The following is a 19,585-nucleotide window of genomic DNA, read 5'->3' on the forward strand; positions in this document are numbered from 1 at the left end:
TTCGAACACTCGGTGATTACCTCAAACGATGGGGATTTACGCCGCAAAAGCCGTTGAAGAAGGCGTGGGAGCAGAACCCGGCTCGTGTACAAACGTGGCTGAACGAAGAATATCCCCAGATCCAGGAACGCGCCAAAAAAGAACAGGCCCAAATCTATTGGGGCGATGAAACCGGTATCCGAAATACCGAGCAACATGGCCGGTGTTATGCGCCCAGAGGGAAAACACCGACTCAGCCTATCCCCGTCAGGCGGCATACCCTGAATATGATTTCCGCCATTTCTAATCAGGGAACCGTCCGCTTTATGCTGTATGAATCCAATATGACGGCAGATACCCTGCTCAAATTTATGCGGGCGTTGATGACATCCTGTCCAGGCAAAAGCTTTTTAATTCTGGATAACCTGCGGATTCACCATGCCAAAAAAGTGAAAGATTGGCTGGAGCAGCCCTCAGTGAAACGTCGTCTGGAGGTGTTTTATCTTCCGGCTTATTCACCGGAACTGAATCCAGATGAATATCTGAACTGTGATGTCAAAGGGATGATACACAGCAGGCCAGCAATGCGTAGTGTCGAAGAGATCAAAAAACGAACTCGTTCTTGTATGCGCAAGTTACAACGCCAACCAAAACGCGTCATCAGTTATTTCAATTCGAGGTTTATCAAGTATGCGGCTTAGTCGATGTATTTTCCTGCCGGGTTAATATCTAAAGAAATGGAAGCAATAGGAACGCCAATCCAAGTAATTGACCCTTCAGCAGTCGCATTGGGCTATTTACAAATGATGATAAGAGCTGGTCTTACGCATAGCCGATTGGAGTACCCAAAGTTGAATTTAAGGGAAAGAGTGATTAGCTGTATTAAGTGATCTTGTCTGCCATGCTGAGTAATCCCCTTATCTCGTGATTGCAACTGGCTTGTACTTGACACTTTTTCATATATGATATTGGTAATCATTATCATTTGATTTGGTGCAAGTTATGATCAGGGTTAAAGATAGAGAAAGATCGTTTTTCTGGCAGGGTATCACCAGTTTGTGGGGAATGGGGTTATCCAGTCTGGCCGGAATGCTATTCGTCATCGTCAATCCTGGGGTTGAGCAGCTTAAAATTGGGGTTGTCGTCGCAATGCTGCTGACTTTATTTATGTTGCTGAACCAGAAGTCACGCCATTTTCTGTTAATTCCATCGGGGTTTGCTGTGTTGTGTGTCTTATTAGCTGGGGTACATCGGTTTGGCTGTTTTTGATGTTTTATTGAAGAAAAAACGGGTGCGGAGGAGGATTGATGCGGAAAATGAACAGATTGGTGCGAAAGGAGGGACTTGAACCCTCACGTCCGTAAGGACACTAACACCTGAAGCTAGCGCGTCTACCAATTCCGCCACCCTCGCAGGTACTGTCATTTCTTGTTGCCGAATTTAATCAGCGGTTGTCTGATTTGGTGCGAAGGGGGGGACTTGAACCCCCACGTCCGAAAGGACACTAACACCTGAAGCTAGCGCGTCTACCAATTCCGCCACCCTCGCAAATTCAGACACTATCCAGCCAGTCGCTTGATAGCATGGGGGCGAATTCTAGAGGTTTTGCAGCCTGCGTCAATCATTATTTATTACAGCGTCGCATGATTGCCGTAAAAATCATCACTCCTTACGATTTTGTTAAAACAGCCTGTCCGTGGGCCAGGGGCAGGCTGAACAAATCAGAATTTTTTCGTTGCCTGGTAAACTTTAAATTTACCCGTTTGAGCAATGATTTCATGATTGCCAAAAGTTTTATCCAGTAAATCGGGATAAGGCAGGAAAGCGTTGGCGACAATCCGTAGTTTGCCTCCGGGTTTAAGGTAGTTAGGCGCTTGGCGGATCAGGTCATCCGCTGCTTGTAGATTGGTTTTCAGCCCGTCATGGAAGGGGGGATTGGAGATAATCCAGTTGAATTTATCTTCAATGTTGGAATAAACGTTACTGACTACAACATGACCTTTCAGCTTATTGGCTTTTAACGTCGCTTTACTGGAAGCGATAGCCGCTGCATTGACATCACTGAGAGTGAGCGCTAACTCAGGGTTTTTCTTACCCAGTACGGCAGCCAGAACACCAGCACCACATGCGATATCCAGTAAGTTGCCAGAGAGAGGTTTGTCAAAAGTGGAGAGTAATAAACGGCTACCAACATCCAGTCCATCCTGGCTGAATATCCCCGGCAAAGTATTCACCGTAACGTTTTCCACCTGATAACTGTTCCACCAATTTTCCTGATCAAACAGCACTTCATGTTCCAGCCGGCCATAGAACAGGCTGCAACGGCGGGCACTGTCGATTTTCCGGAAAGTTGCCATTCCTTCCATCAGTTTGTCTACACTGCGTACTCCGCTACGGTTTTCACCGACAACGAAAATATCAATATCTTTTGGCAGAACAGAAAACAGGCTGCGTAACTGAAAGCGAGCTTCCTGCTTACTCTTGGGCCAGTAGTAGATCAGTGTGTCACAACTCTGGGTAAATCCCTTTTCTGCTACCAAACCAAACAAGGCATTATCGCCCAGAGTACGGATCAGTGATTGCCAGTGATGATACTGGTTAGTGTGTACTCGCACACTGGTAGCATCAATTTGGGTTGCCAGTGTGTCTTGGATATCACCGGCGAGCAGCAGGTGATGAGAACCAAATTGTTCACTGTGACGCAAAATAACTTCGCTGGCGGGGGTTAACGCAGACATTTGTCTATAGCTCCTTTGTGTTCTGTTTTATGTTTTGTGCCAAGTATCAGGGATGGGTAAATCTACAGCCCAATATTGGCGCAGGTAGTGGCCTCTGATAACATATTACTGATTATTTTTTACAGCAGGTGAATAAATATGGTAACCCGGCGCGACAGGTTATTAGCTCAATTGGGAATTACCCAATGGGGCTTGCGTAACCCAGCGGTTTTGCAAGGTGAGTTAGCCGTTCACTTACCCGATACCACCCGTCTGCTGATTATTACTAATGACCAAATTGATTTAACTAATTCATTATTAATAGATATTTTCACAGCTATGGGACTGGATAAATCCTCTGTTTACTGCATTACATCGGATAATATTGCGATGTTACCGGAACAGGTTCAATGCCCATGTTGGCTGTTGGGGGTGGATATTACACTATCATGGCAGGGAATTTCTTTGAGAAGCCCTGCATTAAATGATTTATATTGTGACGGGAAGGCAAAACGTTCCCTTTGGCGGCAGATTTCGCAACATGAACAACATTTCTCTATTAACCCCCGCTGATTTCTCGTCCGCTTTTCTGGTTGAGAAAGCCAGTCATGCGTTTCCGTGGAGTGAAAAAACATTTTTCAGTAATCAGGGCGAACGGTATCTGAATTATAAAATAGTGATTAATGAACAGCTTATTGGTTTTGCTGTAACCCAATTGATATTAGATGAAGCCACCTTGTTTAATATTGCTGTTCATCCCGACTATCAAGGTCAAGGCTACGGTAAAGCGCTACTGGAGTATTTAATAACCATTTTGTCGGGGAAGGGAATTAATACTTTATGGCTTGAAGTAAGACAATCGAATTGCTCTGCTATCAGGTTGTATGAGCAGTCAGGCTTTAATCAAGTGACTGTCCGTAAGAATTACTATCCTACTGTGACAGGTAAAGAAGATGCCATCATCATGGCGTTGCCGTTATTTGCGTAATAAGTGCGATAAAATTGATTGATTGTTTATAGCACCAATTTCAGCGAAAATGAGCGCCAATTTTTCATTCACCCACGGGTTTGGCAGCTGTTTTCCTTGCGGGGAAGCGTCTAATGTTGAGTACAAGCCCGTTTACAAAGCAGAAGATTGTTATTGATGTCAAATTCCCCTTTTCAGCCGGAAGTCGCTAAACGGCGAACTTTTGCGATCATTTCTCACCCTGACGCAGGGAAAACAACTATTACTGAAAAAGTGTTGCTGTTCGGACAGGCGATTCAGAAAGCCGGTACGGTAAAAGGCCGTGGTTCAAATCAGCACGCTAAATCTGACTGGATGGAAATGGAAAAGCAACGCGGTATCTCCATTACCACGTCTGTGATGCAGTTTCCTTATAGCGATTGTTTGGTTAACCTGCTTGATACGCCGGGGCATGAAGACTTCTCCGAAGATACTTACCGTACATTGACGGCTGTTGACTGTTGTTTGATGGTCATTGATGCCGCTAAAGGGGTTGAAGATCGTACACGTAAACTGATGGAAGTGACCCGTCTGCGCGATACTCCAATTCTGACGTTCATGAACAAGCTTGATCGCGATATCCGTGATCCAATGGAACTGATGGATGAAGTGGAAAATGAGTTGAATATCGCTTGTTCTCCAATTACCTGGCCGATTGGCTGTGGTAAATATTTCAAAGGGGTTTATCACCTCTATCTTGATGAAACTTATCTGTATCAGACCGGAAAGGGTCATACTATTCAGGAAGTTCGTGCTATCAAGGGGCTGAATAACCCTGAGCTGGATGTGGCGATTGGTGAAGATCTGGCTGAACAATTGCGTCAGGAACTGGAACTGGTTCAGGGGGCTTCCCATGAATTTGATCATCAGGCATTTTTGCAAGGTGAACTGACGCCGGTATTTTTCGGTACCGCGTTGGGTAACTTCGGTGTTAACCATATGCTAGATGGTTTGGTTAAATGGGCGCCTGCGCCGATGCCTCGTCAGACCGATGCGCGGGAAGTCTCCGCTCAGGAAGATAAATTCACCGGATTTATCTTTAAGATCCAAGCCAATATGGACCCTAAACACCGTGACCGCGTGGCTTTCATGCGTGTGGTGTCAGGTAAATATGAAAAAGGCATGAAGCTGCGTCAGGTAAGAACCAAGAAAGATGTGGTGATTTCTGATGCGCTGACATTTATGGCGGGTGATCGCTCTCATGTGGATCATGCCTACCCAGGAGATATTATCGGTCTGCATAACCACGGCACAATCCAGATTGGTGATACCTTTACTCAAGGGGAAGATCTGAAATTTACCGGTATTCCTAACTTTGCTCCGGAATTATTCCGTCGTATCCGCCTGCGCGATCCCCTGAAACAGAAACAGCTGCTGAAAGGATTGGTTCAACTCTCTGAGGAAGGCGCGGTACAGGTATTCCGTCCACTGGTAAATAACGATTTGATTGTGGGAGCGGTAGGTATTCTCCAGTTTGATGTGGTTGTTGCCCGTTTGAAAAGTGAATACAACGTTGAAGCCTTATATGAACCGGTAAACGTTTCAACGGCTCGTTGGGTTGAGTGCCATGACGCAAAAAAACTGGAAGAGTTTAAGCGTAAGAATGAACAAAACCTGGCGCTCGATGGGGGTGAAAATCTGACTTATATTGCACCCACTATGGTTAACCTGAATCTGACCCGTGAACGTTATCCTGACGTCAATTTCCGCAAGACACGGGAACATTAATATTTTATAAGGCTAACAATAGGTTAGCCTTTTTCTTTACAAAAATATATGTAACACAAGAATAATTTATAATTTTAGTCGGTAAGATTGGTCTTATTTTATAGCGCTTTGCTTAATTTTCCTGTTATTATTTCTTCGTCTTTCGCTGTATTGATGTTTTTATTTTCCAATTTAACTTAGTTATTGGAGGCAATAAGCTATTTTTAATTCTAATGCGGATTGTGGTTTTGTTTAGATGTCTTTATGCAAAGACAGTTTGCATGGCTTTATAGATTCAGAAATCTAACCGACAAAAAGGAAGGTATAAGATGAAGAATGTTAAATTGACTTACACATTGATGGCTGTTGTTTTGGGTACAGCCCTGGTCAGCAGTAGTGTGCTGGCGGAAGAGTCTTTTAAAAATAAAGCGACACAAGCACTTGACAGTGCTGGTCAGAAAATCGATGACTCCATGAAAAGCGTCGATGGTTACATGGATGATAGTGCTATCACAGCGAAAATCAAAAGTGAGTTGTTGGCGGAAAAAGGTATCAACAGCACCGGTATCGCGGTAAAAACAGAAAAAGGCGTTGTTTATATTTCTGGTTTTGTGAAAAGCGAGCAGCAATCCAGAAAAGTGTTGGATGTTATCTCTCAAGTGAAAGGGGTCAAATCTATTCAAAACGGTCTGACCATAAAAAAATAATATGTTTTTCTAATTTGGTGGTTGTTTTCCATTCAAATAATTTTGTTTTGTACTAATCGGATATGTGCCCTCACCAGGGGTTTTTATCAAAATATTGACTACGTAGCACCATAATATAATGACGGATAATAACTTCTCAAGTTATGCTCTCTATCCGTCATTTATTTTCTTGGGGGACTGTGTGGGGAAACGTATACCGATAACTTTGGGAAATATTGATCTATTATCCCATAAATATAAATCGCATATTAAATCTGGAAAGGTTGCACTTGTTTGTGAGGGTGGGGGACAGCGTGGCATTTTTACTGCGGGTGTACTGGATGAATTTATGCGTGTTGAATTTAACCCGTTTGATCTATTGCTTGGTACTTCGGCGGGTGCTCAGAACCTTTCGGCCTATATTTGCGGGCAGCGTGGATATGCTCGGCGGGCTATCAGCCGTTATACGACCAGACCTGATTTCTTTAACCCTCTGCGTTTTGTTCGTGGTGGTCATTTAGTTGATTTAGACTGGTTTTTGCAGACCGTTTTTCAGGAACTTCCATTGGATATCCCCGCCGCTTTACGTAAATTTGACGCCGGATGTGAATTTTATATGTGCGCGTGTCGTTCAGATAATTTTGAACCAACCTATTTTCATCCTGACGGGAAGAATTGGCTGGAAGTGATTAAGGCATCAAGTGCCATTCCTGGGCTTTATCGTAATGGTGTGACGATTGATGATGTCGTTTATTATGATGGTGGTATCAGTGACGCTATTCCTGTGGAAGAGGCGTATCGCCGTGGTGCTGATACGATAGTGGTGATCCGCACTGTTCCTTCGCAGCTCTATTACACGCCTGATTGGATGAAACGGATGGAACGCTGGTTGGGGGATAGCAGCCTGCAAAAGATGGTACGGATGTTACAGCAACATGCGAAAAGCTATTACCGCACACAGAAATTTATTGAGAATCCACCTGATAATGTACAGATTTTTGAAATCTATCCGCCTGCGCCATTAACTGCAAGTGCATTAGGAAGTCGTTTGTCGGCACTGAATAAGGATTATCATCTTGGGCGTCGTTGTGGTCGCTATTTCCTGGCGACGGTTGGTCAGGCATTTGTTGGTGATAAGTTTGGTATGGCGGAGCGTAAAAATTATCGTTTGGGCCGTCATGTTTTGCGCCGGAGTGAAGAAAATAGCGTTTTGGTTCAATCGCTAACTACGTTGGCAGAGTCGCCAGAACAGATGAATAACGGATAGTTTCATGTTTATTGATACCCACTGCCATTTTGATTTTCCCCCGTTTCGTGATGACGAACAGCGGAGTCTGCAACGGGCGGCACAGGATGGTGTGGATAAAATTATTATTCCTGCTGTTAGCAGGAAAAATTTGCAACGGGTATTTGAACTGGCTCGTGTTTATCCAGAGATTTATGCGGCGCTGGGTTTACATCCTCTTTATATCGATGAACATCAGGAATCGCATCTTGCGGATTTGGAGCGATTACTGAAACAGAAAAGTGAAAAGCGGGTGGCTGTCGGAGAGATTGGCCTTGATCTCTATATGGCTGACCCTCAGTTTGAAAAACAGAAAGCATTACTGCTCGCTCAATTGCGGCTGGCAAAACAGTGTGAATTGCCCGTCATACTTCATTCCAGAAAAAGCCATGATCAACTGGCTGCGATCCTGAGAAGAATCGACCTTCCTCGTACTGGCGTGATACATGGATTCGCCGGTAGTTTATCTCAGGCAGAGGCTTTTATCCGTTTGGGATACAACATCGGGGTAGGGGGAACCATTACGTATGAAAGAGCACAGAAAACCCGTCGCGCAGTTGCTGAACTTCCTTTAACTTCTCTTGTGCTGGAAACCGATGCACCGGATATGCCACTTTTTGGGTTTCAGGGACAACCTAACCGACCGGAAAGAATTGCCGGGGTTTTTGCTTCATTATGTGAGCTTCGCCGTGAATCTCCTGACGAAATCGCCGCCCAGCTTTATAGTAACAGTGTTGAGTTATTTGGGTTGAATAGTTGAGTGGTATATCATAAAACTTTAACTGCGCTTACCTGATAATCATCCCTTAATTGTTTGTTATTTTGCCATCTCGATGGTTAGATTATCTTATTGCCGATTATTTCCGCAATTTTATGTGATTTACATCACATTTATCGCTTTTCCATTGCTTTTTTCGGTGGGTATTTGTGATGTAGATAGCTTGTTCATTCCGATGACTGAGTATAATCAGCGCCGAAACAGTGTCAGTGAACATTTACACTCTAACTGACATATTTAATTTATTATTAAGTGAACAGGGATTCTTCCAATGCAACTCTTTATGAGCCTGGTCGGGATGGTAGTGCTGATCTTGATCGCCGTACTTTTTTCCAGTAACTATCGTGCTATTAAACTTCGTACCGTCCTTGGTGCTTTTTTGATTCAGGTTGCTACCGGTGCTTTTGTACTTTATGTTCCCGCAGGCAAGAAAATATTAATGGGTATGTCTGAGGGAGTTTCCAGTGTTATCCAGTATGGTCAGAAAGGAATGGATTTTATTTTTGGTGGATTAGTTTCCCCCAAAATGTTTGAACTGTTTGGTGGTGGTGGTGGTTTTGTTTTCGCCTTGCGTGTACTGCCTATTATCGTTTTCTTCTCTTCACTGATTGCTGTTTTGTACTACATCGGTGTTATGCAGCTCGTTATCAAAATATTGGGTGGTGGTCTGCAAAAAGTTCTCGGCACTTCACGTACCGAATCTTTATCCGCCACAGCGAATATTTTCGTGGGCCAAACTGAGGCGCCACTGGTTGTTCGTCCTTATATAGCCACTATGACCCAATCTGAACTATTTGCCGTTATGTGTGGTGGCCTGGCATCGGTTGCGGGTTCTGTACTGGCCGGTTATGCATCAATGGGCGTACCGTTGGAATATCTGATTGCGGCTTCCTTTATGGCGGCTCCAGGTGGTCTGCTATTCGCTAAACTGATAGTACCTGAAACTGAAAGTACCCGTGATACAGCTGATGCCATGTCACTGGTAGCGGAAGAGGATCGCCCTGCTAACATCATTGATGCAGCCGCTTCTGGTGCTGCTGCTGGGATGCAATTAGCATTGAACGTAGGGGCAATGTTATTGGCATTTGTTGCCTTGATTGCGTTGGTAAACGGTATTCTTAGTGGTGTTGGCGGCTGGTGGAATTACCCACAACTTTCTCTTGAATTGGTGCTGGGCTGGGTTTGTGCGCCTATTGCTTACCTGATTGGTGTTCCGTGGAATGAAGCAACAGTTGCCGGTTCCTTTATCGGTCAAAAGCTGGTTGTGAACGAATTCGTTGCCTTTATGAACTTCGGCCCATATTTGCAATCGGATGATGTGGTTGCGGCTGCGGGTTTACAGGTTCTGTCAGGTCACACCAAAGCCATCATCTCCTTTGCACTGTGTGGCTTTGCTAACCTCTCTTCTGTCGCTATCCTGTTGGGTGGTTTGGGCGGTATGGCCCCAAGTCGTCGCGGGGATGTTGCGCGTCTGGGGATGAAAGCAGTAATAGCAGGTACATTATCCAACCTGATGAGTGCAACCATTGCGGGTTTCTTCCTGGCGCTGTAACTTTGTTGCAATATGCAGGCGGGATAATCCCGCCTGCAATCCATTTTCCTTCCGGTTTTATCTTCATCCGATCTCCTTGGGGAAACTGATCAGTCATATCACCCAGCAAGATAACGGCTTTTGACATTAGCGTTCTCCATCGTTTTACCATTGGCAAATAATATCGTTGCCATTAAATCTCAGTCATTAATGGTAGCAATCCCAGATCCACTAACTGAATTTCAACGTCATTGGATGTATCAATCACTCTGGGCTGGTAAAGCATCCAGCCGACACTGAGACGATCGGGGAAAACATTATATTGAGATAACCTACTACAAACTATAATTTGTCCTAACCAAGTTGACTAGACCAATGAAAGCAAATATATTGAAAGTGTCTATATCAAGAGGGAATGTTATGGAAAAAATCAACATCTACGATGCGAAAACTAACCTATCCAAAATTGTTCAGGAAGTTACTCGCACTGGAGAACCCGTGATAATCGCCAAGAATGGTCATGCACTGGTTAAAATCATCGCATACAGAGAAGAGAAGCCTAAGCGTAAACTGGGTTTCCTCAAAGGCAAAGGTAGTGTTCCCACCAATTTTGACGATATGAACAGAGCCGAAATTGTTGACATGTTCGAAGGAAAATACTCTTAATGGAATTGCTGTTAGATACCAATATCTTGCTGTTTATGGCATATGAACCGGAAAAACTGAAAACGGGTGTTGTTGCTCTTCTGGAAGATACCGACAAAACCCTTTGTTTTAGTGCCGCGTCAATATGGGAAGTGGTCATTAAAAGCAATTTGAATAAGCCTAATTTTTCCGTAGATCCCGAACAGTTCAGGGATGGACTGTTTGAAGCTGGATTGATTGAAATCCCCATTAAAAGCGATCATATGCTCGTTGTATGTGATTTACCGGAAAATTTACATAAAGATCCGTTTGACCGATTGATTGTCGCTCAGGCGAAACACAACAAGATCCCACTAATCACTAGTGATAGCAAGTTGATAGATTTTGTCAAAGATTACATTATTGTAATCCCTAACAGATAGCCAAAATGAGTATAGATCATTTGGCTATCGTAAATGAGGCGGCTAAAAATGGCAATCAGCGATGTAAATTGGCTGGTTAATTTTTGGCTATTTAAAATGACCGCTTGACGGCGTTTTGGGTTTTATTATTCCTCAAATCTCTATTCTCCCAGGGACGTTGCCAAAAACCTTGGTGTATCTATTCCAACACTGTACCGTCGGTTGCCTGCGTCAAATGTTACCGATATTGGGCGCGATGATTCATCATGCCGGGTCGGAAATAGAACACCATCTGGATTGGACCCTAAAATATCTTTTCAGAAATGCGTTGAAGTTGCCTCAAAGAAAATCCAATAAAGACATATAGTTGGAGGGTATTTTCGAGAGGCTTAATGTTTAAGGTTCAGTGTATGTTGGCATATTAACGTCTCCTATTCATTTTGTTTTTTGCAATACGAAGAAAATCCTTAAATTGCTGCTCTGGCTTCTGACCGGGGGATTCGAGTGCCGATTTAATTGATGAGGCATACTGAAAATCGGGATTAAAGGCCACCAGATATAAATCAGACTGGATCATATTTTGCTCTTGAAAGTTTAATTCCAATAAATAATTATAAGCCGCTCTCAGTCGGTGACGGAGAGACTCGTGTTCGGAAACCAAATCTGTATGTTCAGATAAAATTTGATTTTTCATATCTCTTTGAGCATGGATAAATAGCTCTTCTTGGTCTTTTGCATCCTCAAAGCGCAATTCATTAAAACCTTTCCCTTTATGAGTCCGGGTTTTAAAGGTAGTACGGGTTTTTTCGGCGGGTAAATTCAGCGGTGGCCGGTTTAAGCCGTTGTAGGTGCAGCCGGTGACAATCGGACGATCAATATCGCCGTTCAGATAGGAGACGATCACTTCCTGGCCGATACGGGGAACCGCCATAAAAAAGAATTTGGATGCTGAATGAAAAAAGTACAGCTAGGCTGAATTAATAATGAAAAAACATGTTTCCATATCCAAAATTTTTGTCTGGGAGTGAGTTATATTTTTTATCGTGTATCATCTGTTGGTAAGAAGGCTCAATTTGCAGATAAATCAGAGGACAAACCTGTTTCAATGTGATTTATGTCACATATAAAATTATTATCTTGCAAATTACATTGTGTTAGTGTGATGTTTAGCACGATTATTTGAACGTTTAAATGTTCAAATAATAATATGCCAATATTGTATGAATAAAGGCGAAGCTCGCATTAAGGACCATAAGCCGAAGAGAGCATAGTGCGGTGAAAAGGAGTTCAACCGTCGCCGTGGGCATACCACTGCTACGTCTTCAAGGAACCAAGTCCGCTCGCCAACAAACAATCGTTTAAGAAAATGTGGGGTTTCGGCGTGAAGCCGGCCGCGATAATAACGTTGGAGAGTTTTATGACCGATTTAACCGCAGCAGCGCAGCGTGCGCTGAGTTTGATGGATTTAACGACACTAAATGATGATGATACCGATGAAAAAGTGACGGCGCTTTGTCATCAGGCGAAAAGCCCGGCGGGTAACACGGCGGCTATCTGTATCTACCCGCGTTTTATTCCTCTGGCGCGTAAAGTTCTGCGTGAACAGGGCACCCCTGAAATCCGTATTGCAACAGTGACAAACTTCCCACACGGTAATGACGATATTGAGATCGCTGTAGCTGAAACCCGTGCGGCGATTGCTTATGGTGCGGATGATGTTGATGTGGTTTTCCCATACCGCGCATTGATGGCCGGTAATGAAAAAATTGGTTTTGATATGGTTAAAGCCTGTAAAGAAGCCTGCGCGGAAGCGGGGGTTTTGCTAAAAGTCATTATCGAAACAGGTGAACTGAAAGAAGTATCGCTGATCCGTAAAGCGGCTGAAATTTCAATTAAAGCCGGTGCCGATTTTATCAAAACGTCCACCGGCAAAGTACCGGTTAACGCCACACTGGCAAGTGCTGAAATCATGATTAAGGTTATTCATGAGATGGGAGTGGGTGAAACCGTTGGCTTCAAACCGGCGGGTGGCGTGCGTACCGCGGAAGAAGCAGCACAATATCTGGCATTGGCTGATCGCATTATGGGTGATAAATGGGTTGATGCCCGCCATTTCCGTTTTGGTGCTTCCAGCTTGCTGGGGAGTTTGCTGAACACTCTGGGTCATCAGGGGCAAAAACAAAGCAGCAATTACTGATAATCATACACCGTACCCGTTGGTGCGTAATGGCTGAACCTTTCCCGATTTTAATCATGATAAGGAGAATGCTTTGTTTCTGGCACAGGAAATTATCCGTAAAAAGCGTGATGGGCATCCACTGAGTGAAGAAGAGATCCGCTTTTTCATTAATGGGGTGCGTGACAATACCGTTTCTGAAGGGCAGATTGCTGCGCTGGCGATGGCTATCTATTTTCACGATATGGTGATGGGAGAGCGGGTGGCTCTGACTCTGGCAATGCGTGATTCCGGTACGGTGTTGAACTGGCAAAGCTTAAATCTGCATGGCCCGGTTGTGGATAAACATTCAACCGGCGGTGTCGGTGACGTCACATCCCTGATGCTTGGCCCAATGGTGGCGGCTTGTGGTGGTTATGTTCCGATGATCTCCGGCCGTGGTTTGGGTCATACCGGTGGTACGCTGGACAAACTGGAAGCGATCCCAGGATTTGATATTTTTCCTGATGACAAGCGCTTTCGTAACATTATTCAGGACGTTGGTGTCGCGATTATCGGCCAGACCAATTCGTTGGCGCCGGCAGACAAACGCTTCTATGCAACTCGGGATATTACCGCGACGGTGGATTCTATCCCCTTGATCACCGCGTCTATCCTCGGCAAAAAACTGGCTGAGGGTTTGGATGCATTGGTAATGGATGTCAAAGTTGGCTCTGGTGCGTTTATGCCGACTTATAAAGAATCGGAACAACTGGCGGAATCTATTGTTAGTGTCGCAAACGGCGCAGGTTGCAAAACGACTGCGCTGTTGACGGATATGAATCAGGTTCTGGCGTCCAGTGCAGGTAACGCACTTGAAGTTCGTGAAGCCGTTCGCTTTCTAACGGGTGAATATCGCAATCCACGTTTATTCGAAGTTACAATGGCACTGTGTGTTGAAATGCTGGTATCCGGTAATCTGGCAACAGACCGTGAAGATGCCTGCAATAAACTCCAGTCTGTATTAAATAACGGTAAAGCAGCAGAAATCTTTGGTCGCATGGTTGCTGCACAAAAAGGCCCGGTTGATTTCGTTGAGCGTTATGACCGTTATTTGCCAACCGCTGTTTTCAGCCAACCGGTATTGGCTGAACAGCATGGATTTATCACAGATATGGATACCCGAGCTTTGGGAATGTCTGTGGTTTCCCTTGGTGGGGGACGCCGTAAGGCAACAGATCTTATCAATTACAGTGTGGGGCTGAGTCATATCGTTGTTCTGGGTTCAGAAGTGAATGCAGATACCCCTTTAGCTATTATTCATGCCAACAATGAAAACGAATGGCAGGAAGCGGCAGCGGCAGTACGTAAAGCTATCGTTCTGGGCATGGAAGCTAAACCAGCCACACCAATGGTTTATCGCCAAATCAGCGAGTAATAACCATACTTATTATTAAATAACGGTGGCATTTCCGCATTGTTAGCGTGACTTGACGCAGGAGAAAATTATGAAACGTACATTCATCATGGTATTGGATTCTTTTGGCATTGGTGCCAGTGAAGATGCCGAAAAATTTGGTGATAAAGGATCTAACACCCTGGGACACATTGCAGAAGTCTGTGCCCGTGGTGATGCCGATGTTGGCCGTAAAGGAGTTCTGAACTTGCCGAACTTAAGCCGTTTAGGTTTGGGTAAAGCGGCTGAGGAGTCTTGTGGAACTTTCCCTGTAGGTTTGGATAAAGACGCAGACATTATCGGTGCTTACGCTTATGCCAGCGAACTCTCTTCCGGTAAAGACACACCGTCAGGTCACTGGGAAATTGCCGGTGTACCGGTTCTGTTTGACTGGGGTTACTTCAAAGATGAAGAAAACAGCTTCCCACAAGGATTGTTGGATAAACTGGTCGCGCGCGCAAACCTGCCGGGTTATCTGGGTAACTGCCACTCTTCCGGTACCGTCATTCTGGATAAACTGGGTGAAGAGCATATGAAAACCGGTAAACCGATTTTCTATACCTCGGCTGACTCGGTATTCCAGATTGCTTGCCACGAAGAGACTTTCGGTTTGGATCGCCTGTATGAACTGTGCGAAATCGCCCGTGAAGAGCTGACTGACGGTGATTATAATATCGGTCGCGTGATTGCCCGCCCATTTGTTGGTGAGAAAGCAGGTCATTTCGAGCGTACTGGTAATCGTCATGATCTGGCTGTAGAGCCACCGGCTCCAACTATACTGAAAAAATTGGTTGATGAGAAAAATGGCGAAGTTGTTTCTATCGGCAAGATCGCGGATATTTACGCAAACGTCGGTATTACGCAAAAAGTGAAAGCGACCGGTATTGACGCACTGTTTGATGCAACTCTGGTTGAGATGGAAAAAGCGGGTGATAACACCATCGTCTTCACTAACTTTGTCGATTTCGACTCTGCTTACGGTCATCGCCGTGATGTTCCGGGTTATGCCGCTGCATTGGAACTGTTTGATCGCCGTTTGCCTGAAATGCTGAAATTGGTGCAAGAGGGTGACATCCTGATCCTGACAGCAGACCACGGTTGTGACCCAACATGGCCTGGTACTGACCATACTCGTGAACACATTCCGGTGCTGATTTATGGGCAAAAAGTGAAACCCGGATCACTGGGGCACCGTGAGACTTTTGCTGATATTGGACAGACAGTGGCTAAATATTTTGATCTGTCGCCAATGGAATACGGCAAATCTATGTTTTGAATTTGATTACTGGCTGCTTTCGGGCAGTCATATGCTGACTAAAATAATCATTAAATAAAAAACAAGGAACTTAATTATGGCCACTCCTCATATTAATGCCGAGATGGGTGATTTTGCAGATGTTGTTTTAATGCCGGGTGATCCATTACGTGCAAAATACATTGCTGAAACTTTTCTGGAAGATGTTCGGCAGGTAAATAATGTTCGCGGCATGTTGGGTTTCACCGGGACTTATAAAGGCCGCCCGATTTCTGTGATGGGACACGGTATGGGTATTCCATCCTGTTCTATCTATGCGAAAGAGCTGATCGCCGATTTTGGCGTTAAAGTCCTGATCCGTGTGGGTTCCTGTGGCTCGGTACGTCACGACATTAAATTGCGTGATGTGGTGATTGGCATGGGTGCCTGTACTGACTCCAAAGTTAACCGCATACGTTTTAAAGATCATGACTTTGCCGCGATTGCTGATTTCGATCTGGTCCGTAATGCAGTTGATGCCGCTAAAGCAAAAAACATTAAAGCGCATGTAGGCAACATCTTCTCTATTGAACTGTTCTATACACCCGATACACAAATGTACGATGTAATGGAAAAGTACGGTATTTTGGGTGTAGAAATGGAAGCAGCGGGTATCTACAGTGTTGCTGCTGAATATGGCGCAAAAGCACTGACTATCTGTACCGTTTCTGATCATATTCGTACAGGTGAACACGTTATTGCAGAAGAACGTCAGACAACGTTCAATGAAATGATTGAAATCGCGCTGGAATCTGTTCTGTTGGGTGATAAATAACTCCTGCTCTTTATTTTCGGTTGCATAATAAAGAACGGTTTTTAGCTAATGCCAGTCAATTAAGCGATTGACTGGCATTTCTCTTTTTCTCTCTTTTATTGAGCTGCTTTTTCTAATGCCTGAGTCAAATCTGCGATGAGATCCTCCGCATCCTCTATACCCACTGAAATCCGCACTAACTGTGGTGTAATCCCGGAAGCAAGACGCTTTTCTAACGGAATAGAAGCGTGAGTCATACTAAATGGTTGGCCTATCAGGCTTTCCACTCCGCCCAGACTTTCCGCCAGTGTAAATAATTTCAGCTCCTGAATCAGCCGACGGGCATAATCATCATCACCCTTTAAATGAACGGAAATCATACCGCCAAATCCCTTCATCTGGCGCTTTGCCAGCTCATGCTGAGGATGAGAAGGGAGACCGGGATAAAAAACAGTTTCGATCTGCGGCTGTTGCGCCAGCCAGTGTGCGATCTTTTCCGCACTATTGATGTGACGCTGCATACGCAGAGCAAGCGTACGCATTCCGCGTAATACCAGGAAACTGCTAAATGGATCGAGCACGCCACCCACCGAGTTTTGCAGAAAACCGAGCTTTTCGGCCAGGTCTGCATCTTTGCCGACGACGGCCAGCCCTGCGATAACATCGGAATGACCATTAAGGTACTTGGTTGCTGAGTGCACCACGATATCAAATCCCAGATCAAGCGGGCGCTGAATATACGGGGAGGCGAAAGTATTATCTGCCACGCTGATGATACCGTGTTGTTGTGCTATTTGCGCGATAGCAGCCAGATCGGCCAGTTTCAGCAGTGGATTAGTGGGTGTCTCCACCCAGATCATTTTTGTCTCGGGACGAATTGCGGCTTCAAGGCCAATAATGTCATGCGCCTCAACATAAGTGACACGCAAACCCGCGCTACGGCGACGTACTTTTTCTAGCAGTCGGTAGGTACCACCATACAGATCATCTACTGCTACCAAATGGCTGTCTTTATCCAGCAATTCCAGCACCGTGGAGCTGGCAGCCAGACCTGAACTGAACGCATACCCCCGGTTACCGTTTTCCAGTTCGGCGATAGCGCTTTCCAGCGCATCACGCGTCGGGTTGCCACTACGGGAATATTCATAACCAGTGTGCTGGCCGGGAGCTGACTGGGCATAAGTTGAAGTTGCATAAATTGCTGGCATTACCGCACCGGTATGATCGGGTGTATAGCCAGCGTGAACAGTCTTGGTATCAAACTTGGTCATAGAATTATTCCTGCAAAAAGATCAATTAAGTTGCTGACGCCATGCGTTCAGCACATCTGTGCGAGTCACCAGCCCAAGGAAACCGCCATTATCGACGATCAGCGCCACATGCCCGGCATCGAAAGTTGCCATCAATTGTTGCAAAGAAGCGTTTTTATCCAGCGTTTTCACTTGATGAGTCATTGCGTGGCTAACGGGCAGGGTAAAATTGTGTGGATTAGCCTGCACTGTGTGCATCAAATCCCACTCATCAATAATGCCTGTCACTTGTTCATCTCTCAGCACTGGCAACTGAGAAATCTCATATAGGCGCATTCGGGTATGAGCGGTTTTCAATGTATCTTCCGGCGACACAAAAACCGTAGCGCCATCCTGATAACGGTAGGTGATATAGTCGCTCAGATCGTGCTGTAGCACACGTGATTGGAACCCTTGTTCCAGCATCCAGTAATCATTAAACATCTTTGACAGATACTTATTTCCGCTGTCACAGGCCAGTGTAACCACGCGTTTTGGTGTAGATTGCGATCGGCAGTAACGCAGTGCGGCCGCCAGTAAAGTGCCACTGGAAGAGCCGGCCAGTACACCTTCCTTTAGCAGTAGATCACGCGCACTGGAGAAAGCTTCTGCATCATTGACACGATATGCATGGTGCACCCGGCTGAAATCGCCGAGAGGAGGAACAAAATCTTCGCCAATACCTTCCACTTGCCAGCTCCCGGCCTCGCCATATTTACCGTGTTCGATATAGTCCACCAGGATAGAACCGTTCGGATCTGCCAGAACAAACTCGGTTTCCGGTGAAACTTGAGCAAAATAATTGCTCAGACCGCCCAGCGTACCGCCTGAACCGACACCGATCACCACTGCATCAACGTGGTGATCCATTTGCTGCCAGATTTCCGGGCCGGTGGTAGCGGTGTGAGCCGCTGAATTAGCCGGATTATTGAACTGATCGATGTAATAAGCGCCGGGAATCTCTTGAGCCAGACGCAGGGCATAATCCTGATAATATTCTGGATGGCCTTTGCTGACATCAGAACGAGTCAGACGCACATCGGTACCTAGTGCACGCAGGTGAAACACCTTCTCCCGGCTCATCTTATCTGGAACGACCAGAATCAGCTTATAACCTTTCAGGGAGGCGACCAGGGCTAACCCGATACCGGTATTGCCGGCAGTGGCTTCGACAATCGTCCCACCAGGTTGAAGCAGCTCCTGCTTTTCCGCCTGCTCGATCATTGAAAGTGCAACGCGGTCTTTAATCGAGCCCCCGGGGTTTTGATTTTCCAACTTAATAAATAATTGACACGGGCCGGTATTCAGATGCGTTAACTCCAGCAACGGGGTATTGCCAATCATATCGAGAACAGAGCGTGATGTGGTCATATCATCTCCAGATAATCCGTTATATTCAGATAGTTATAAAGGATAACTCTGTAGATATGTTTCTTTGAAAGAATGAATAACAACCATATATAGCCAAATGGCATATGTTAATTTTATTTTGGATGTAAAGAGGTGTAGACGTTTAGAAGTGTGGATTTACCTAACTCAATAAATGCAACTTTTCATCAGGAGAGTTAATTGTATTTAATCGAAAAATCATTAACCATTAATCCAAAGTTGAAAAGAAATCGCACGTAAAATAATATCACCCGAATAAACGGATATTAAAGCGCTTTCTCGCCAGTTATTTAACAGCATCAGAAAAGATAAAAGGTGAATATGATCCGTGTTCGTTAAACATAAAACACGATATCCGATGATGATTAAACTTAACAAAAATCAGGTGTTAAAAGGGATAAAAGCAACGGTTAAAACTTTATACCCATTAAATCCATCGAGTAAAAAAACGACTTCCGATAACAGGTTAACTGTCATAATCATTTAAAAACGCGAATACAAAAGCATTAAAAC

At 44.9% G+C, this 19,585-nt stretch carries 19 protein-coding genes, 2 tRNA genes and 1 pseudogene; 16 read left to right on the forward strand and 6 right to left on the reverse strand.

The window, feature by feature from the left end; translation table 11 throughout:
* Both ACGF7G_RS20190 and ACGF7G_RS20195 read left to right on the forward strand, forming a co-directional pair.
* Positions 1-680 (forward strand): IS630 family transposase (locus ACGF7G_RS20190; protein WP_387467890.1); only part of this gene is annotated, 680 nt, incomplete at its 5' end.
* A 301-nt stretch (positions 681-981) separates the two neighbouring features.
* Positions 982-1,248 (forward strand): DUF1435 family protein, encoded by a 267-nt coding sequence (locus ACGF7G_RS20195; RefSeq protein WP_387467892.1) that lies wholly within the window; start codon positions 982-984, stop codon positions 1,246-1,248.
* A gap of 57 nt (positions 1,249-1,305) precedes the next feature.
* Here ACGF7G_RS20195 and ACGF7G_RS20200 read toward each other — a convergent pair.
* The 3 genes from ACGF7G_RS20200 to rsmC form a co-directional block, all read right to left on the reverse strand.
* Positions 1,306-1,392: transfer RNA gene (locus ACGF7G_RS20200), tRNA-Leu, on the reverse strand.
* A gap of 48 nt (positions 1,393-1,440) precedes the next feature.
* Positions 1,441-1,527, reverse strand: a tRNA-Leu gene (locus ACGF7G_RS20205).
* Positions 1,528-1,700: 173 nt separating this feature from the next.
* Positions 1,701-2,717: a 16S rRNA (guanine(1207)-N(2))-methyltransferase RsmC gene (gene rsmC / locus ACGF7G_RS20210; RefSeq protein ID WP_387467894.1), complete on the reverse strand. Its 1,017-nt coding sequence runs from the start codon at positions 2,715-2,717 to the stop codon at positions 1,701-1,703.
* 138 nt (positions 2,718-2,855) lie between these two features.
* On the opposite strand from rsmC, the gene ACGF7G_RS20215 reads away from it, so the two are divergent.
* From ACGF7G_RS20215 to ACGF7G_RS20260, 10 genes are all read left to right on the forward strand, one after another.
* Positions 2,856-3,269: a DNA polymerase III subunit psi gene (locus ACGF7G_RS20215; RefSeq protein WP_387467896.1), complete on the forward strand. Its 414-nt coding sequence runs from the start codon at positions 2,856-2,858 to the stop codon at positions 3,267-3,269.
* Positions 3,238-3,684, forward strand: coding sequence for a ribosomal protein S18-alanine N-acetyltransferase (gene rimI, locus ACGF7G_RS20220; RefSeq protein WP_387467898.1), 447 nt, complete (start codon positions 3,238-3,240; stop codon positions 3,682-3,684). The genes ACGF7G_RS20215 and rimI overlap by 32 nt, the downstream gene beginning before the upstream one ends.
* Before the next feature lie 156 nt (positions 3,685-3,840).
* Positions 3,841-5,430 carry a peptide chain release factor 3 gene (gene prfC, locus ACGF7G_RS20225; RefSeq protein WP_133816282.1) on the forward strand — a complete coding sequence of 530 codons (1,590 nt, stop codon included), beginning with the start codon at positions 3,841-3,843 and terminating at the stop codon, positions 5,428-5,430.
* A gap of 308 nt (positions 5,431-5,738) precedes the next feature.
* A complete protein-coding gene (locus ACGF7G_RS20230) occupies positions 5,739-6,116 on the forward strand; it encodes a BON domain-containing protein (RefSeq protein WP_387467901.1) in 378 nt (125 codons plus the stop codon).
* A 181-nt stretch (positions 6,117-6,297) separates the two neighbouring features.
* Positions 6,298-7,362, forward strand: coding sequence for a patatin family protein (locus ACGF7G_RS20235; RefSeq protein WP_387467903.1), 1,065 nt, complete (start codon positions 6,298-6,300; stop codon positions 7,360-7,362).
* A 4-nt stretch (positions 7,363-7,366) separates the two neighbouring features.
* Positions 7,367-8,140 carry a TatD family hydrolase gene (locus ACGF7G_RS20240; RefSeq protein WP_387467905.1) on the forward strand — a complete coding sequence of 258 codons (774 nt, stop codon included), beginning with the start codon at positions 7,367-7,369 and terminating at the stop codon, positions 8,138-8,140.
* 301 nt (positions 8,141-8,441) lie between these two features.
* A complete protein-coding gene (locus tag ACGF7G_RS20245) occupies positions 8,442-9,710 on the forward strand; it encodes a NupC/NupG family nucleoside CNT transporter (protein WP_387467923.1) in 1,269 nt (422 codons plus the stop codon).
* 120 nt (positions 9,711-9,830) lie between these two features.
* The gene (locus tag ACGF7G_RS20250) at positions 9,831-9,989 is read left to right on the forward strand and encodes a hypothetical protein (RefSeq protein WP_387467907.1); all 159 of its coding nucleotides are present in this window, start codon (positions 9,831-9,833) and stop codon (positions 9,987-9,989) included.
* Between the two features lie 120 nt (positions 9,990-10,109).
* The gene (locus ACGF7G_RS20255) at positions 10,110-10,355 is read left to right on the forward strand and encodes a type II toxin-antitoxin system Phd/YefM family antitoxin (protein ID WP_387467909.1); all 246 of its coding nucleotides are present in this window, start codon (positions 10,110-10,112) and stop codon (positions 10,353-10,355) included.
* Positions 10,355-10,756, forward strand: a complete 402-nt coding sequence (locus ACGF7G_RS20260; protein WP_387467911.1) for a type II toxin-antitoxin system VapC family toxin — start codon at positions 10,355-10,357, stop codon at positions 10,754-10,756. The genes ACGF7G_RS20255 and ACGF7G_RS20260 overlap by 1 nt, the downstream gene beginning before the upstream one ends.
* Positions 10,757-11,414: 658 nt before the next feature.
* Here ACGF7G_RS20260 and ACGF7G_RS20265 read toward each other — a convergent pair.
* Positions 11,415-11,675, reverse strand: a pseudogene (locus ACGF7G_RS20265) (phage baseplate assembly protein V); the annotation flags it as partial.
* A 477-nt stretch (positions 11,676-12,152) separates the two neighbouring features.
* Between ACGF7G_RS20265 and deoC the strand changes: the two are divergent.
* The 4 genes from deoC to deoD all read left to right on the forward strand — a co-directional run bounded on the left by deoC (position 12,153) and on the right by deoD (position 16,415).
* On the forward strand, positions 12,153-12,932 hold the full coding sequence (gene deoC, locus ACGF7G_RS20270; protein WP_387467913.1) for a deoxyribose-phosphate aldolase: 780 nt from the start codon (positions 12,153-12,155) through the stop codon (positions 12,930-12,932).
* 73 nt (positions 12,933-13,005) lie between these two features.
* The gene (gene deoA / locus ACGF7G_RS20275) at positions 13,006-14,328 is read left to right on the forward strand and encodes a thymidine phosphorylase (RefSeq protein ID WP_387467915.1); all 1,323 of its coding nucleotides are present in this window, start codon (positions 13,006-13,008) and stop codon (positions 14,326-14,328) included.
* A gap of 70 nt (positions 14,329-14,398) precedes the next feature.
* A complete protein-coding gene (deoB, locus tag ACGF7G_RS20280; protein WP_387467917.1) occupies positions 14,399-15,622 on the forward strand; it encodes a phosphopentomutase in 1,224 nt (407 codons plus the stop codon).
* Positions 15,623-15,698: 76 nt separating this feature from the next.
* Positions 15,699-16,415, forward strand: a complete 717-nt coding sequence (deoD, locus tag ACGF7G_RS20285) for a purine-nucleoside phosphorylase (protein ID WP_133816268.1) — start codon at positions 15,699-15,701, stop codon at positions 16,413-16,415.
* Positions 16,416-16,510: 95 nt separating this feature from the next.
* Here deoD and ACGF7G_RS20290 read toward each other — a convergent pair whose 3' ends face one another.
* Positions 16,511-17,665, reverse strand: coding sequence for a trans-sulfuration enzyme family protein (locus ACGF7G_RS20290; RefSeq protein WP_387467919.1), 1,155 nt, complete (start codon positions 17,663-17,665; stop codon positions 16,511-16,513).
* 21 nt (positions 17,666-17,686) lie between these two features.
* A complete protein-coding gene (locus ACGF7G_RS20295; protein WP_387467921.1) occupies positions 17,687-19,054 on the reverse strand; it encodes a pyridoxal-phosphate dependent enzyme in 1,368 nt (455 codons plus the stop codon).
* Between the last annotated feature and the right edge of the window lie 531 nt (positions 19,055-19,585).

The sequence above is a fragment of the Photorhabdus sp. RM323S genome (assembly GCF_042879375.1).
Classification (GTDB): Bacteria; Pseudomonadota; Gammaproteobacteria; order Enterobacterales; family Enterobacteriaceae; genus Photorhabdus; species Photorhabdus tasmaniensis.

Excerpts from the sequence above, each read along its gene's own strand:
- rsmC (WP_387467894.1), bottom strand. The coding sequence starts at position 2,717 with ATGTCTGCGTTAACCCCCGCCAGCGAAGTTATTTTGCGTCACAGTGAA.
- ACGF7G_RS20290 (WP_387467919.1), bottom strand. The coding sequence starts at position 17,665 with ATGACCAAGTTTGATACCAAGACTGTTCACGCTGGCTATACACCCGAT.
- prfC (WP_133816282.1), top strand. The coding sequence starts at position 3,841 with ATGTCAAATTCCCCTTTTCAGCCGGAAGTCGCTAAACGGCGAACTTTT.
- deoC (WP_387467913.1), top strand. The coding sequence starts at position 12,153 with ATGACCGATTTAACCGCAGCAGCGCAGCGTGCGCTGAGTTTGATGGAT.
- ACGF7G_RS20215 (WP_387467896.1), top strand. The coding sequence starts at position 2,856 with ATGGTAACCCGGCGCGACAGGTTATTAGCTCAATTGGGAATTACCCAA.
- ACGF7G_RS20295 (WP_387467921.1), bottom strand. The coding sequence starts at position 19,054 with ATGACCACATCACGCTCTGTTCTCGATATGATTGGCAATACCCCGTTG.
- ACGF7G_RS20245 (WP_387467923.1), top strand. The coding sequence starts at position 8,442 with ATGAGCCTGGTCGGGATGGTAGTGCTGATCTTGATCGCCGTACTTTTT.
- ACGF7G_RS20260 (WP_387467911.1), top strand. The coding sequence starts at position 10,355 with ATGGAATTGCTGTTAGATACCAATATCTTGCTGTTTATGGCATATGAA.
- ACGF7G_RS20240 (WP_387467905.1), top strand. The coding sequence starts at position 7,367 with ATGTTTATTGATACCCACTGCCATTTTGATTTTCCCCCGTTTCGTGAT.
- ACGF7G_RS20230 (WP_387467901.1), top strand. The coding sequence starts at position 5,739 with ATGAAGAATGTTAAATTGACTTACACATTGATGGCTGTTGTTTTGGGT.
- deoB (WP_387467917.1), top strand. The coding sequence starts at position 14,399 with ATGAAACGTACATTCATCATGGTATTGGATTCTTTTGGCATTGGTGCC.
- deoD (WP_133816268.1), top strand. The coding sequence starts at position 15,699 with ATGGCCACTCCTCATATTAATGCCGAGATGGGTGATTTTGCAGATGTT.
- ACGF7G_RS20195 (WP_387467892.1), top strand. The coding sequence starts at position 982 with ATGATCAGGGTTAAAGATAGAGAAAGATCGTTTTTCTGGCAGGGTATC.
- rimI (WP_387467898.1), top strand. The coding sequence starts at position 3,238 with ATGAACAACATTTCTCTATTAACCCCCGCTGATTTCTCGTCCGCTTTT.
- ACGF7G_RS20255 (WP_387467909.1), top strand. The coding sequence starts at position 10,110 with ATGGAAAAAATCAACATCTACGATGCGAAAACTAACCTATCCAAAATT.